General features: G+C 37.8%; 15 protein-coding genes, 1 other RNA gene and 1 riboswitch. All 16 genes read left to right on the forward strand.

From position 1 onward, the window contains the following. Positions 1-11: 11 nt before the first annotated feature. The 16 genes from dapD to ACTQZM_RS00495 all read left to right on the forward strand — a co-directional run bounded on the left by dapD (position 12) and on the right by ACTQZM_RS00495 (position 13,109). A complete protein-coding gene (gene dapD, locus ACTQZM_RS00420) occupies positions 12-725 on the forward strand; it encodes a 2,3,4,5-tetrahydropyridine-2,6-dicarboxylate N-acetyltransferase (RefSeq protein WP_243197808.1) in 714 nt (237 codons plus the stop codon). Between the two features lie 203 nt (positions 726-928). After that, positions 929-1,261: a zinc ribbon domain-containing protein YjdM gene (locus ACTQZM_RS00425; RefSeq protein ID WP_060470762.1), complete on the forward strand. Its 333-nt coding sequence runs from the start codon at positions 929-931 to the stop codon at positions 1,259-1,261. 76 nt (positions 1,262-1,337) lie between these two features. Beyond that, a complete protein-coding gene (locus tag ACTQZM_RS00430) occupies positions 1,338-2,048 on the forward strand; it encodes a zinc metallopeptidase (RefSeq protein ID WP_248624191.1) in 711 nt (236 codons plus the stop codon). A 100-nt stretch (positions 2,049-2,148) separates the two neighbouring features. Next, on the forward strand, positions 2,149-2,493 hold the full coding sequence (locus ACTQZM_RS00435; RefSeq protein ID WP_016251238.1) for a hypothetical protein: 345 nt from the start codon (positions 2,149-2,151) through the stop codon (positions 2,491-2,493). A 60-nt stretch (positions 2,494-2,553) separates the two neighbouring features. Then, positions 2,554-3,078 carry a tRNA adenosine(34) deaminase TadA gene (tadA, locus tag ACTQZM_RS00440; RefSeq protein WP_441652541.1) on the forward strand — a complete coding sequence of 175 codons (525 nt, stop codon included), beginning with the start codon at positions 2,554-2,556 and terminating at the stop codon, positions 3,076-3,078. A gap of 10 nt (positions 3,079-3,088) precedes the next feature. Then, an RNA gene (gene ffs / locus ACTQZM_RS00445) (signal recognition particle sRNA small type) lies at positions 3,089-3,188 on the forward strand. Between the two features lie 900 nt (positions 3,189-4,088). Then, positions 4,089-5,276 (forward strand): MFS transporter, encoded by a 1,188-nt coding sequence (locus ACTQZM_RS00450; protein ID WP_047342230.1) that lies wholly within the window; start codon positions 4,089-4,091, stop codon positions 5,274-5,276. A gap of 133 nt (positions 5,277-5,409) precedes the next feature. Beyond that, positions 5,410-5,454: riboswitch (PreQ1 riboswitch) on the forward strand. A 55-nt stretch (positions 5,455-5,509) separates the two neighbouring features. Continuing rightward, on the forward strand, positions 5,510-6,487 hold the full coding sequence (locus ACTQZM_RS00455) for a nucleoside hydrolase (RefSeq protein ID WP_047342273.1): 978 nt from the start codon (positions 5,510-5,512) through the stop codon (positions 6,485-6,487). Further along, the gene (locus tag ACTQZM_RS00460) at positions 6,484-7,032 is read left to right on the forward strand and encodes an ECF transporter S component (RefSeq protein WP_441652542.1); all 549 of its coding nucleotides are present in this window, start codon (positions 6,484-6,486) and stop codon (positions 7,030-7,032) included. The genes ACTQZM_RS00455 and ACTQZM_RS00460 overlap by 4 nt, the downstream gene beginning before the upstream one ends. 107 nt (positions 7,033-7,139) lie before the next feature. Further along, positions 7,140-8,492: a bifunctional metallophosphatase/5'-nucleotidase gene (locus ACTQZM_RS00465; RefSeq protein WP_441652543.1), complete on the forward strand. Its 1,353-nt coding sequence runs from the start codon at positions 7,140-7,142 to the stop codon at positions 8,490-8,492. Between the two features lie 69 nt (positions 8,493-8,561). Next, a complete protein-coding gene (locus tag ACTQZM_RS00470; protein ID WP_243199164.1) occupies positions 8,562-9,143 on the forward strand; it encodes a YutD family protein in 582 nt (193 codons plus the stop codon). Positions 9,144-9,146: 3 nt separating this feature from the next. Beyond that, on the forward strand, positions 9,147-9,914 hold the full coding sequence (locus tag ACTQZM_RS00475) for a TIGR01457 family HAD-type hydrolase (protein ID WP_441652544.1): 768 nt from the start codon (positions 9,147-9,149) through the stop codon (positions 9,912-9,914). Further along, complete coding sequence (locus ACTQZM_RS00480) at positions 9,914-10,552, forward strand: DUF1461 domain-containing protein (RefSeq protein ID WP_441589640.1); 639 nt, start codon at positions 9,914-9,916, stop codon at positions 10,550-10,552. The genes ACTQZM_RS00475 and ACTQZM_RS00480 overlap by 1 nt, the downstream gene beginning before the upstream one ends. A 13-nt stretch (positions 10,553-10,565) precedes the next feature. Continuing rightward, positions 10,566-11,741: a pyridoxal phosphate-dependent aminotransferase gene (locus tag ACTQZM_RS00485; RefSeq protein WP_171310120.1), complete on the forward strand. Its 1,176-nt coding sequence runs from the start codon at positions 10,566-10,568 to the stop codon at positions 11,739-11,741. Positions 11,742-11,828: 87 nt separating this feature from the next. Further along, entirely contained in the window at positions 11,829-12,086 is a 258-nt protein-coding gene (locus ACTQZM_RS00490) for a hypothetical protein (RefSeq protein WP_441652545.1), read from the forward strand. A gap of 147 nt (positions 12,087-12,233) precedes the next feature. Then, complete coding sequence (locus tag ACTQZM_RS00495; protein WP_441652546.1) at positions 12,234-13,109, forward strand: phosphate ABC transporter substrate-binding protein; 876 nt, start codon at positions 12,234-12,236, stop codon at positions 13,107-13,109. Positions 13,110-13,301: the final 192 nt, after the last annotated feature.

Here is a 13,301-nt window from a genome sequence, read left to right on the forward strand (position 1 = left end):
CGAGGTGGAAAATGTCAGAATTACAATTTACCGATCCATATATGTTAGCAAAATATATTAAGGATGCAACGAAACAAACGCCAGTCAAAGCCTATGTTCAAGGTGATTTATCTGGTGTGACGAGTGATGAAGTGAAAATTTTTGGTGAAGGGAATTTTCATTTTGTGATTGGCGATGCAGCAAAAGTAGCCGACTTTTTAGATGCGCATCAAGATAAGATTACGGATTCTTATTTAGAAAATGACCGTCGCAATTCCGCTGTCCCACTATTAGACTTAACCAAAGTGGATGCTCGAATTGAACCAGGTGCGTTTATCCGTGACCAAGCTGTTATTGGAAAAAATGCTGTCGTCATGATGGGCGCCGTGATTAATATTGGTGCCGTAGTAGGCGAAGAGACCATGATTGATATGGGAGCTATTTTAGGTGCACGCGCGACAGTAGGAAAACGTGCGCATATTGGTGCGGGGGCTGTGTTGGCCGGCGTCTTAGAACCACCTTCAGCAAGTCCAGTGATTGTGGAAGACAATGTGTTAGTCGGCGCCAATGCAGTTGTACTAGAAGGTGTGCGCATTGGTGAAGGTGCAGTGGTTGCTGCGGGTGCTGTCGTAACTGAAGATGTGCCAGCTGGTGCGGTAGTTGCGGGTAGTCCTGCCAAAATCATCAAAATGAAAGACGAAAAAACGATTAGCAAAACGGAATTTCTAGATGATTTACGTAAATAAAGTGGTTGAGGTCAAGTAGAAAAGTGGCTACTTGGCCTTCTTTGTATATCAGTTATCAGCGAGGACAGCAAAAGGTTTATAGATAGGCAGATTAGATAACGCAAAGAATTTAAGTCAGAAATAAATTTTCTTTGCAAGTCACCCCGTTTTCAAGTATATTAGAAATTAGGAAAAATAAAATAAAACAATTTTAGGAGGAATTTATGGCTTTACCAAAATGTCCAATGTGTCAATCAGAATATACTTATGAGGATCGTGGGTTATTGATTTGCCCTGAATGCGGTCATGAATGGTCACCAGAAGATTCAGTTCAAGAAGAAGGCTTAGTCGTCCTTGATGCAAATGGCAATCAATTACAAGATGGCGATACAGTCACTGTGATTAAGGATTTAAAAGTCAAAGGGGCTAGTGGCGCGATTAAACAAGGAACTAAAGTCAAAAACATTCGCTTAGTAGAAGGCGACCATAACATTGACTGCAAAGTTGATGGCTTTGGTGCGATGAAATTAAAATCAGAATTTGTGAAGAAACTATAATCTTTCAAAAGCTGTTTACAATTTCTTCATACTTTTTTGGTAAACTATTCTTGAAAATCGATACGAGGTGAAAGGAATGTATGGAATGTATCCGATGGGGTTTTTCTTTGATCCCACCTATATTTTAGTGATTATCGGAATTATGCTATCCATAGCGGCTTCGGCTTATGTGAATAGTACTTACCGTAAATATGATGAGGTTTTGAGTAAAAAAGGGGTTACCGGGACGCAAGCTGCGCAGTATATCTTACAAAGTCAAGGCATTCATAATGTGGGTGTTCAAGGGATTGCGGGCGATTTGACCGATAATTATAATGCCCAAACGAAGATGTTGAGTTTATCCCAAGCTACAGCGCAATCGACTTCTGTTGCGGCAATTGGTGTGGCTGCTCATGAATGTGGTCATGCTGTACAAGATGCGAAAAACTATTTTCCATTGCGTTTGCGAGCAGGTATTGTGCCGATTGTCAATATTGGTTCGACTTTGTCTATCCCGTTGATTTTAATCGGGGTTTTATTACGTGGTCAATTTTTGATTAACTTAGGCTTAATTGCATTTGCGTTAGTCTTTATTTTCCAATTAGTCACGTTGCCTGTCGAATTTGATGCTTCAAGAAGAGCGATTCAAATTTTAAGTGAAGGTGGCTTATTGGCTGAAGATGAATTGCCTATGGTGAAAAAAGTCTTAACCGCCGCTGCTTTAACTTATGTGGCTGCTGCAGTGAGTACTTTACTTCAATTATTACGTTTATTTATTCTTTTTGGAAATAACAATCGCGACAACTAAAAGACAACTCTTAGAATTTGTCTCAAATCGTTGTATAATCGATGAAAATGTTTTCTAAATGTGCTAAAATAAAGACAAAAGAAGAATTGGAGTGATGGTTATGAAAACATCTACAAAAATTGCCTTAGGTGTCAGTACCACTTTGGTAGCTGGGGTGATTACTTCAGCGATTGTGGCCGATAAAATTATCACAAAGGTTAAAAAAGTTCAAAACCGCAAAAAAGTCAAAAAATTTGTGGACGATAAGTTAAATGGCAATGCTTTTGTTGGCGATATGGTGGACCGTCTAAGTGATAAAGATATTGAATCATTAATCAACATCGGTAAAAAAATCGGTGAAGGTCAAGAACAGTTATCTACTTATGGCGAATCAGTCAAAAATGCGACGAGCCAAGCCAAAGATAAAGTAGGTTCAGTCATTAAACAAATCAAAATCAAATATTAGTACAGATAGTCTCAAGAATTGCTCTTGGGACTTTTCTTAATAAGAAGTTAGGATGAGAAAATGGAAAAAAGGAGCAGTCTGACCCAAGAACAAAAAGAGTATTTCATGCAAGAAGCCATTAAAGAAGCCAAAAAAGCAGAACAAATGGCAGAAGTTCCCATTGGAGCGGTCGTGGTTTATCAAGGTGAAATCATAGGGCGCGGACATAATCAAAGAGAAACGCAGCAACAAGCCGCAGCCCATGCAGAGATGTTTGCCATTCAAGAGGCTTGTGAAAAGGTCGGTAGTTGGCGTTTAGAGAGCAGTCAATTATTTGTGACTTTAGAGCCTTGTGTAATGTGTAGCGGGGCCATTCAGTTAGCCCGTGTCGAAGAAATCTATTTCGGGGCATTTGATCCAAAAGGTGGGGCATGTGGTTCTTTATTAAATATTGCCACCGATGAACGCTTTAATCATTGGAGCTATGTCGAATCAGGGATTTTAGCTGAGGAATGTGGCCAGTTATTATCACAATTTTTTAAAAAGCTAAGAGAAGCAAAAAAATTACGAAAAAAGGCTAGTCATTCATCAAAAAATAGTATATAATAGGTATTGCCGTTATGGCTAGGACAATGGAAAGCTTGTGAAGCGTGTCAGGTCTGGAAGGAAGCAGCACTAAGCATGTCTTTCCATGTGTCTGATTGATTGCATCAGTATTGACTGGTGTATTTTTTTTGCCTTCAAAGTGATTTTTTGAAAGACTTCTTTATGTTTTACAGATATGATATTTAAATTAAGTTTTACACTAAGGAATGCTAAATAACGCCACCAAATCAAGTTAGATTAAGTGGCGTTTTTTATGCATCGCGCTTATTCTTTGATTTTTACTGTAAGCTGATTGTTGGTATTTTGACTGATGTAAATGTTAAATGTTTTTTGAAAAGCATATTCATAATAACCTGAAATGTAGTGTTCTTTTGTTGAATTTTTATTCTTAATTTGAAGCGTTATCTGTCCAGTAAAATTTTTTGGTATCTTTATCTTTTTCTTTGCTTGGAAGCTTTGATTGACATTCCCACGAAACTTTACCATCATATCAGTCAAGGATAAATTTGTATGATTTGTGATAGAGATAGTATTGTCTTTTCCATGATTGTATATAAAATAACCATCCAAAAATGCAATAATGAATACTACTCATATGATTACTTTTTTCTTCATGTTTTCACCGCCTATACTGATTTGAACGCATCCTTTTTTTAGCAATTCCTTTTTTCGACTGTCTTTTTAATTTCAATGCCCAAAATAACTCTCTTCTCAGTATAACATTTTTGTAGAAGAAAAAAATGTTATGATAGCTGTCATATAATGAATGAAAGTTTTTGTCTAAAAGTGATTGTTCTATTAGTGGAAAATCGTTACTTTCTTTATTTTGTTGTCAGCATTAGAATGGTTCGCGTTGTTGAAAAGACAAGAGGAATGTCTGGCCGTCATGAAAGAAGAATAAATATGATTTTTCCTTTGCAAATGATTATGATTGTATGGTATAATTTTTGTCATTGCTGTAAGTTTTCAGCAATATTTTTGCAAATAGATTTGATGGAAGGATGACAGAAATGAAAGGGAAAAACCTTACCCTGAATTATAGTCTTCTACAAGGTAGCTATTGGATGAGTTATTGTGCCTTGTATAGTTTTGCGACAGTTTATCTTTTATCAAAAGGCTTTAATAGTGCGATGATAGGGATGATTGTGGCTGGTAGTAACATTTTAAGTAGTGTATTACAACCTTATGTTTCAACTTTGGCCGATCAAGCGAAGAAATTAAGTATTCGCCAAATTATTTTAATGGTAGCAGCTGTATTGGCTATTTTATTAGCAGGCTTAACGATTGTGCCTAGCCAACTTTTACTTGTAGGTCTTTTATTTATTTTTGCCAATATTTTCTTACAGGTGTTACAACCCTTAATCAATGCGATGAGTTTTTACTATATTCGTCATGGCATGAAAATTGACTTCGGTTTAGCCCGCGGAACAGGTTCGCTAGCTTTTGCGATTCTTTCAAGTATTTTAGGATATTTATTATCAAAATTCGCGAGTTGGGTCATTCCGTTTAGTAGTTTAATTTGCGTGGGACTGATCGTGTTATTGATGTTGAGTTTCCCGATGATTCAAAAGATGAGTGCAGAAGTAGCACACGATGAAAATCCTAACCATGTGCCTGGTGGTTCCTTCATGTATTTTATCAAGGAATATCCAAGTTTTTGCTTTGTCTTAATTGGTAGCACTTGCTTATTTATCTATCATAATATGTTTAACGGTTATTTAATCCAAGTGGTAGAAGCCTTGCATGGGACTTCAAAAGAGTTAGGAACAACGATGTCACTTGCGGCGATGGTTGAGATTCCGACCATGTTCTTATTCTCAAAGATTGTAGCCAAATATAGCAGTCATAAGTTATTGGTTTTTGCAAGTATTATGTTTACGGTTAAAGCGATTGCGACGATTTTTGCAGTCAATATTCCGATATTATATGCGACTCAAATTTTCCAAATGTTTGCTTTTGCGCTATTCACCCCAGCATCTGTGTATTACACCAATCAAATGATGAAACCACAAGACCAATTCAAAGGACAAGCTTACCTGACAATGACCATTACCATGGGTGGGGTGCTTGGAAGTCTGTTAGGTGGTTTTATCCTTCAATATAGCAGCGTGTCAATGATGTTGATTGTCTGTGCGATTGTTTCAGCGATTGGGACTTTCTTTGTAGCAAAATTTGCGAAAGAAGTAAAAAATGCTTAAATCTTATCTTGAAAAGTGAGTTTCTTCTTAGAGGCTCACTTTTTTTGCTTCATTTATCCATTGGTAAAAAATAGGGCTTGTCTTTTAATCTAAAATTCGCTATGCTTGATTCGTGCATTGAAATCAAGGTCAACTTGGACTGGTTCGAAAACTTCCCAGGATAAAAAACTAAGAATCTCAGAAACTCTTTTTTTGTCAAAGAAAAAGAGAATATTATGAAAGGGGTTGGAGAGATGCGCAAAGTAATTATTGATTGTGATCCAGGGATTGATGATTCGCTGGCTTTATTATATGCGCTCAAGTCACCAGAAATTGATGTTGTAGCGATTTGTGTTGTTGCAGGCAATGTTCCAGTCGAAATCGGTGTCAAGAATGTGTATTACTGCTTGGATTTGGTCAATCGTCGGGATATTCCTGTTTATCTCGGTGCGACTGAGCCTTTGGTTGTGCCATTTGTGAGCGCGCAAGATACGCATGGCTTCGATGGTCTTGGGGAAAGTCATTTAGCTCAAGCGACTATAGTTACGCCACAAGAGCAAAGTGCGGCTGAATTTTATGCTCAGACTTTTGCTCACCCACAGGAAATCTCGGTTATTGCCTTAGGTCCTTTAACGAATATCGCTCAAGCACTCGATTTGAATGTCAATCTCGGTTTAAATATGCAACGCTTTGTCAGCATGGGTGGTGCTTATCTTAGTCATGGTAATTGTTCACCGGTGGCAGAGTATAATTATTGGTGTGATCCCGATGCGGCAAAAATCGTCTATGAAAAATTAGGCTGTCCGATTGAAATGGTCGGCTTAGATGTGACGCGCAAGATTGTTTTGACACCGAATTTGTTGCAATATAGTCAGTATTTAAATCCACAAATGGGTGAAATACTTGCAAAAATGACCCAATTTTATTTTGATTTTCACTGGCAACAAGAGCATGTCTTAGGCTGTGTGATTAATGATCCGCTAGCTGTGGCTTACTTTATTCATACCCAGTTATGTAGTGGCTTCAATAGTTATGTAGTTATTGAAAATCAAGGAGTCAGTCGTGGTCAAAGTTTGGTAGATGCGCATGATTTTTGGCGCAAACCGGCAAATACCAAAATTTTGACTCAAGTCGATTCGACAGCGTTCTTTGTGGAATTTCTAGCCATTGTCTTAGATGTACCTCACGAAGTCATTGCACAAGATATGAAAAATTTGAAACTAGGTGAATGACTTTGAAAAATATCTCAACGAAAAAAATTGCATTGATTGCTTTATGTGTCGGACTTAATTATGTGGGTGGGAATATCGCCTTATTTTTACGTTTACCCATTTATCTTGATAGCTTAGGGACAATTATGGCTGCGTTTTTACTTGGACCGATTGCGGGGATGGCAGCCGGTTTGTTAAGTGGCTTACTTAGTGGTATAACGACGGATTTATTCTCACTTTATTATATCCCGGTTGCACTGTGTACTGGTTTTATTGCTGGGATGGTTTATCAACGTTTGCATAAGACTTGGCGTGTTCCGATTGAAGCTGCCGTGATTTCTTTACCAGGTACGTTGATTTCTTCTTTTATCACGTATTTCTTATTTGGAGGTATCACTTCTTCAGGCTCGAGTATTATTGTGCAATTGATTCATGGTCTAGGACTCAACCAATTAACTAGCGTGATTTTAGTGCAGATGATTACAGATTATGCCGATCGCTTATTGAGTGTTGTGGTGGTATTAAGTGTGATTGCGATGTTGCCGAAAAAAGTAAAAATGATATAAATTACAAGAGTGTCTGATTTTAGGCACTCTTTTTTAGGCGTTTTGCTTGTGTTTCGTCTAAAAAATATTATAGTTAAAGTTAGAATTGAAAGTTACGGAGTATTTTCATGGAAACGATAAAGATTTTACATACCAATGATATCCACTCACATTTGGAAAATTGGCCGCGAATAGCGCATTACATCCAAAGTCAACAACAAGCAACCAAAGAAGATGAAACACTTTGGACCTTGGATTTAGGCGATTTTTGTGATCGATGGCACCCTTTAACCGAGGCCACGCATGGAAAAGGCAATATCGCATTACTGAATCAAGCCCACTATGACCTTATCACTTTGGGTAATAATGAAGGACTAGGTTTTAGCCAAGATGAATTTAAAGAGCTTTATCAACAAGCCAATTTTCAAGTGGTGATTGCCAATGTCCAACAATTGAATCAACAACTTCCACCTAACTGTCACGCCTATACGATTCTGACGACAAAAGACAAGACCAAAATCGCCTTTATCGGTTTGACTGCTCCTTTTGAATCCGGGTATCGTGCCAATGGTTGGGAGATTTTAGATCCTCAAGAAACCTTGCGTGCGTTTTTACCAGAATTAAAGCAACAAGCTGACCTCATTTGTGTGATGAGCCATTTAGGTGTGAAGCAAGATCGTTTACTTGCTCAAAAATTTCCTGAAATTGACCTTATTATTGGTTCGCATACGCATCATGTGTTTCTTCAGGGGGAATATGTAAATCAGACTTTGTTGGCAGCGGCCGGGAAGTATGGCCAGTATGTTGGTGAAATTACTTTAACTTTGGAAAATCATCAGCTAAAAGAGAAACGAGCGCGGGCCATTTGTTATGAAGATTTACCACCGGTAGCCGATGAAGGACGTGTGAGTGAAGGGTATTTTCAAGAAGGCCAACATTTGTTAGCTGAGCAAGTCCTTTGCACAATCACTGAAGAAAAATCCATTGAAAAAATTACCGCAGAATTAGCCCAAGCGATGAAAGCTACGACCAATCAAGACTTGGCTTTATTAAATACAGGCTTAGTTTTACATTCTTTAGCCAAAGGTGTCATTACGAAAAAAGACTTACATGAAATATTGCCTCATTTGATGCATTTAGTGACCGTTCAGTTGCAAGGGCGTGATTTAATACGTCTAGCAGCTGAAATAGCTAAAAATCAAACCTTTTTGAGTTATTATCAACCAAAAGGCTTAGGATTTCGTGGTAAGATTTTCGGGCAAATTTATAATGACGGCTTAGTCTATCATCCGGAAAGTCGAACAGCAAGTCTTAGAGGAAAGTCAATTGCAGCCAATCAAAGCTATTCGTTAGTGACTTTGGATTATTGGGTCTTTTTACCTTTTTTCCCAACACTAGAAATTGCTGGGGAGGTCACGTTATATTATCCGAAATTATTGCGTGAGATTTATGGCGATTTTTTAGCAAGAAATGAGAATTAAACATACACAAACAACCGCTGAAAAGGTATAATAAAAAGGACAGTATATTATTGATAGGATGGTGAAAAGATGACCAATCAGGAAACGCAACAAGAAGTGCAAACAACCCAAGAACAAGCCACTGAAGAAAAAGTGGAATATAAAGGGGAAGTCGTTACCCAAATTGAAGAAAATAAATATCAAGTCGGATCTAGACAATATGAATTAGTAGCCAATCATCGTGACGGGTTTGATGCACAAAAATTTGGTGAACGCTATAGTGATGTGCTAGCGAAGTATGATTATATTGTTGGCGACTGGGGTTATGAGCAGTTGCGCTTAAAAGGCTTTTTTGATGAAAATAATAAAAAAGCTTTACCCGAACAAAGAATTGATACTTTAGAAGATTATTTATATGAGTATTGTAATTTTGGTTGTGCCTATTTTGTGGTAAAACGAATTGGTGGCAAGCGTGAGAAGATGCAAAATCGTAAAAATAAAAAGCATAAAAATAATCAAGCTTTTGTAGAAGAAAAACGTGAAGTCATTGCTCACAAGAAAAAGCCAACGATTAAATCACGAAAAACTTCTGAAAATCACAAACAAGAAAAGCATACCATCAGTCATGTCGAAGGTAAGCGAAATTTTGTAGTAAGAAAGCGAGAGGACTAGACTGTGAAATATAAAGGATACTTAATTGATTTAGATGGGACAATTTATCTAGGTAAAGAACCCATCCCAGCAGGTAAGCGATTTGTCGAACATTTGCAAGAAAAGGCGATTCCGTTTTTATTTGTAACGAATAATACGACAAAATCTCCAGAAACAGTGGCGCATCGTCTAGCCAATGAATTTGATATTCATGTGACCGCCGAGCATGTTTATACTGCGACTTTAGCGACGATTAATTTTATGAAGGAAAAAAATCTAGGCAACAAGGTTTATGTGATTGGAGAAGCGGGTCTAATTGATTTAATTGTCGCAGCAGGTTTTGAATTAGATGATGAAAATCCCGATTATGTGGTTGTCGGCTTGGATAATGATGTAACTTATGAAAAATTTGTCAAAGCGACTTTAGCGATTCAAAAAGGCGCCTACTTTATCGGAACGAATCCAGATAAAAATATTCCTACTGAGCGCGGATTATTGCCGGGTGCTGGTGCGTTAATCTCATTTTTAGAGACCTCTACGCAAACCAAAGCGACCTATATCGGTAAGCCTGAAGCCATCATCATGGAAAAAGCCCTTGAACATCTGCAAATGACTAAAGAAGAAGTCATCATGGTAGGCGATAATTATGAAACGGATATTCGCTCAGGGTTAAATAATGGGATTGATACTTTATTGGTGCTTTCTGGATTTACCTCTAAAGAACAAGTGCCATATTTACCTGAGGCGCCAAGTTATGTGGTGGATAATTTAGATCAGTGGGATTTTAAATAATGAAGTTATCCTTTACGACTAGTTATTGGCTGAAGTATTTGTGCGTGTTGTTGACCATTATTAGTTTGGCGATTACGATAACCATTCATTTTACGCCACTGTATTATTGGCAAGAGTTTCAGCACCATTTAGCGCAAAGTGTTGGCTTGACGCGCACGCAATTATTTCATAACTATCATCAATTATTAGCCTATTTGGATTTACCTTGGATAAAGGCGTTGCAATTACCCGATTTTCCAAGTAGTAGTTCTGGGGCGAAACATTTTTACGAGGTGAAACGGTTATTTTTATTCAATTATGCCGTTTTACTTGTAACTTTTGTGCCGAGTCTACGCATTTTAAAGCAGCTATATCGGCAAAAAATGACTTGGCTATTTATTCGTCCGATTCAGTGGACTGCATTGGTATTTGGACTGTTATTATTTTTGATGGCGATTGGTTTTGAGCGCTTTTTTATCTATTTTCATCAGATTTTATTTAGAAATACGGATTGGTTATTTGATCCAGCTACTGATCCGATTATCAATGTTTTGCCAGAATCCTTTTTCATGCAATGTTTTCTGCTATTTTTTGGGCTACTCTTGCTAAGTTTAGTGACATTGTATACAATAGGCAAAAAACAATTAAAAGAAAAATAACGAGGTGTTTGATTTGGTTGATTTAACGAATAAATTCAATCCACAAGTTGGCAAAATTGCCGTATCTTTAATTCGTCAGTTTGATGAGCGGGTTTCATCGATTCCGAATATTTTAAAATTAACTTTAGGAGAACCTGATTTTACAACTCCGGAGCATGTCAAAGCATCAGGAAGAGAAGCCATTACGCAAAACCATACCCACTATTCGGGAATGGCAGGCTTAGCAGATGTACGTCAAGCTGCGAGTGCCTTTTTAAAACAAAAATATCAAGTGGATTATCATTGGCAAGATGAGATTTTGGTGACCGTGGGCGCGACCGAAGCTATTTCAGCGGCCTTGCTTGCGGTTTTATGCCCAGGCGATGAAGTCTTACTACCAGCGCCTATTTATCCTGGATATGAACCAGTGATTACCTTAGCTGGGGCAAAACCGGTGTATATGGATACGAGTGATAATGGCTTTGTCTTATCACCTGAAACATTGGAAAAGGCCTTAATTGCGCATCAAGACAAGGTCAAAGCAGTCATTTTGAACTATCCAAGCAATCCAACTGGCGTGACTTATACACGTGAAGAAGTACAAGCTTTAGCCGATGTATTAAGAAAGTATGAAGTCTTTGTAATCAGTGATGAAATCTATAGTGAATTAACTTATGATGGCCATCATGTTTCAATTGCGGAATTCCTAAGAGAACAAACCATTTTAATTAATGGGTTATCAAAATCGCATGCAATGACTGGTTGGCGTATCGGTTTTATCTGTGCGCCGAAAGAATTGACAAAAGAAATTATCAAAGTACATCAATATTTAGTAACAGCTGCATCCACGATTTCTCAAAAAGCCGCTGTGGAAGCTCTAGTGGCTGGTATTAATGATGCGGATGAAATGAAAGTCGAATATCAAAAACGCCGCGATTATCTTTTTGAAAAAATGTCGGCACTTGGCTTTGAAATTGCTCGTCCATCTGGTGCTTTTTACATCTTTGCTAAAATTCCAGCAGGATTAATACAAGATTCTTTTGATTTTTGTGTGGATTTGGCGCAAAAACAACAATTAGCGATTATTCCAGGTATTGCCTTTGGACCAGAGGCTGAAGGTTATGTCCGTTTAAGTTATGCCGCAAGTATGGAAAAATTAGTCGAAGCGATGAACCGTTTAGAAAAATACGTTCAAAACGAAAAAGCTTAAAATATCCCAGTTAATGAAAGATTGCTCACTTTGCTATTAAGGTGGGCAATTTTTCATTTCTGTCATTAAATTGGGAGGGCATGTGGTATGATGAAAGAAAACCTAGCAGAGGTGAGCGGTATGAAGTCCTTTTGGAATCAAATAAACGATTATTTTGAACAGCATCCTTATCAAGAGGTTTTTATTCTTGCTATAGTCGGTTCAATCCTTGGTATTACAATCGAATATCTTGTAAATGGCGATTTCTTACTTGAAAATATTTGGACCTTCCTCTTTCTCAATCTTGGCTTTTTATACCAATCCTTTCGCAAACAGAAACGAGCAAAGGAAAAGAAAAAATTATGAGACTTTTATTTACCTAACCTTTACAATCTAAGAGAAATTTTTACATAGAATCAAACGTACTTTTACATCCACTTGTTAAGATAAATATGTAAGCAAGAAGTTAACTTACAAATCAATTCATTCAAGTAAGTAAGAGGAGTCGTTACGATGAAAAAATTATCAGCCATGTTACTTTTAGCAGGAGTATTTTTAGCCGGATGTGGCAATGCAAGTTCAACAGGAAACAGTTCAACTAACTCTAAACAAGTCCAAATCGTTGCGGTGGGTTCAACTGCTTTACAGCCCTTAGTTGAATCAGCGCAAGAACAGTTTGTTGCCAAAAATGCGAATTATCAAATTACCGTGCAAGGCGGGGGCTCAGGTACAGGTTTGAGTCAAGTGGCCAGTGGTTCGGTGCAAATCGGTAATTCCGATGTCTTTGCAGAAGAAAAAGATGGTGTAGATGCAAGCAAACTCGTTGATCATCAAGTGGCAGTTGTTGGGATGGCCCCAGTTGTCAATAAAGCGGTCGGTGTCAAAAATGTTACTAAAGATCAATTAATTGCGATTTTTACTGGTAAGGTGAAAAATTGGCAAGAGTTAGGCGGTAAGGACCAAGAAATTGTTGTTGTGAACCGAGCAAGTGGATCAGGTACGCGCGCCACTTTTGAAAAATGGGGCTTAGATGGGGCAAAAACCATTCAAGCGCAAGAACAAGATTCATCAGGAACGGTGAAAAAGATTGTTTCTTCTACCCCTGGTGCGATTAGTTATCTGGCTTTGTCTTATATTGATGATAGTTTAGAAGCACTCTCTTTAGATGGTGTCGCCCCAACTGCTGAAAATATCGAAACCAATGATTGGCCAATTTGGTCTTATGAACATATGTATACCAAAGGCAAGCCAACAAAAGAAATCAAGAAATTTTTAGATTACATGGTTTCTGATGAAGTCCAAGAAGGTTTGGTCAAAGAGTTAGGTTATTTACCAGTAACGAAGATGCAAGTCTCGCGTTCTGCTGATGGACAAGTAACCGAGAAATAATCCAGTCTCTTTTAATTGAAAGAAAAGCAAAACCAACGCGCGCTTTTCATTTCATCATAGGTTCTCCATAATAATAGAAAGGGGGCTGACCCATTAGTCCCTTTTGAATCCAAAAATCGAAGGCACCCGTGAAAGATGCCTTCGATTTTTGGATTTTTTGGATGAAATATAGAGGATTTTCCCCCTATATTT

This window comes from Enterococcus cecorum (assembly GCF_052119425.1).
Classification (GTDB): Bacteria; Bacillota; Bacilli; order Lactobacillales; family Enterococcaceae; genus Enterococcus_E; species Enterococcus_E cecorum_C.

What these genes read in the sequence shown, in the direction of transcription:
- dapD (WP_243197808.1), top strand. Translation starts at nt 12, where the DNA reads ATGTCAGAATTACAATTTACCGATCCATATATGTTAGCAAAATATATT.
- ACTQZM_RS00425 (WP_060470762.1), top strand. Translation starts at nt 929, where the DNA reads ATGGCTTTACCAAAATGTCCAATGTGTCAATCAGAATATACTTATGAG.
- ACTQZM_RS00430 (WP_248624191.1), top strand. Translation starts at nt 1,338, where the DNA reads ATGTATGGAATGTATCCGATGGGGTTTTTCTTTGATCCCACCTATATT.
- ACTQZM_RS00435 (WP_016251238.1), top strand. Translation starts at nt 2,149, where the DNA reads ATGAAAACATCTACAAAAATTGCCTTAGGTGTCAGTACCACTTTGGTA.
- tadA (WP_441652541.1), top strand. Translation starts at nt 2,554, where the DNA reads ATGGAAAAAAGGAGCAGTCTGACCCAAGAACAAAAAGAGTATTTCATG.
- ACTQZM_RS00450 (WP_047342230.1), top strand. Translation starts at nt 4,089, where the DNA reads ATGAAAGGGAAAAACCTTACCCTGAATTATAGTCTTCTACAAGGTAGC.
- ACTQZM_RS00455 (WP_047342273.1), top strand. Translation starts at nt 5,510, where the DNA reads ATGCGCAAAGTAATTATTGATTGTGATCCAGGGATTGATGATTCGCTG.
- ACTQZM_RS00460 (WP_441652542.1), top strand. Translation starts at nt 6,484, where the DNA reads ATGACTTTGAAAAATATCTCAACGAAAAAAATTGCATTGATTGCTTTA.
- ACTQZM_RS00465 (WP_441652543.1), top strand. Translation starts at nt 7,140, where the DNA reads ATGGAAACGATAAAGATTTTACATACCAATGATATCCACTCACATTTG.
- ACTQZM_RS00470 (WP_243199164.1), top strand. Translation starts at nt 8,562, where the DNA reads ATGACCAATCAGGAAACGCAACAAGAAGTGCAAACAACCCAAGAACAA.
- ACTQZM_RS00480 (WP_441589640.1), top strand. Translation starts at nt 9,914, where the DNA reads ATGAAGTTATCCTTTACGACTAGTTATTGGCTGAAGTATTTGTGCGTG.
- ACTQZM_RS00490 (WP_441652545.1), top strand. Translation starts at nt 11,829, where the DNA reads ATGATGAAAGAAAACCTAGCAGAGGTGAGCGGTATGAAGTCCTTTTGG.
- ACTQZM_RS00495 (WP_441652546.1), top strand. Translation starts at nt 12,234, where the DNA reads ATGAAAAAATTATCAGCCATGTTACTTTTAGCAGGAGTATTTTTAGCC.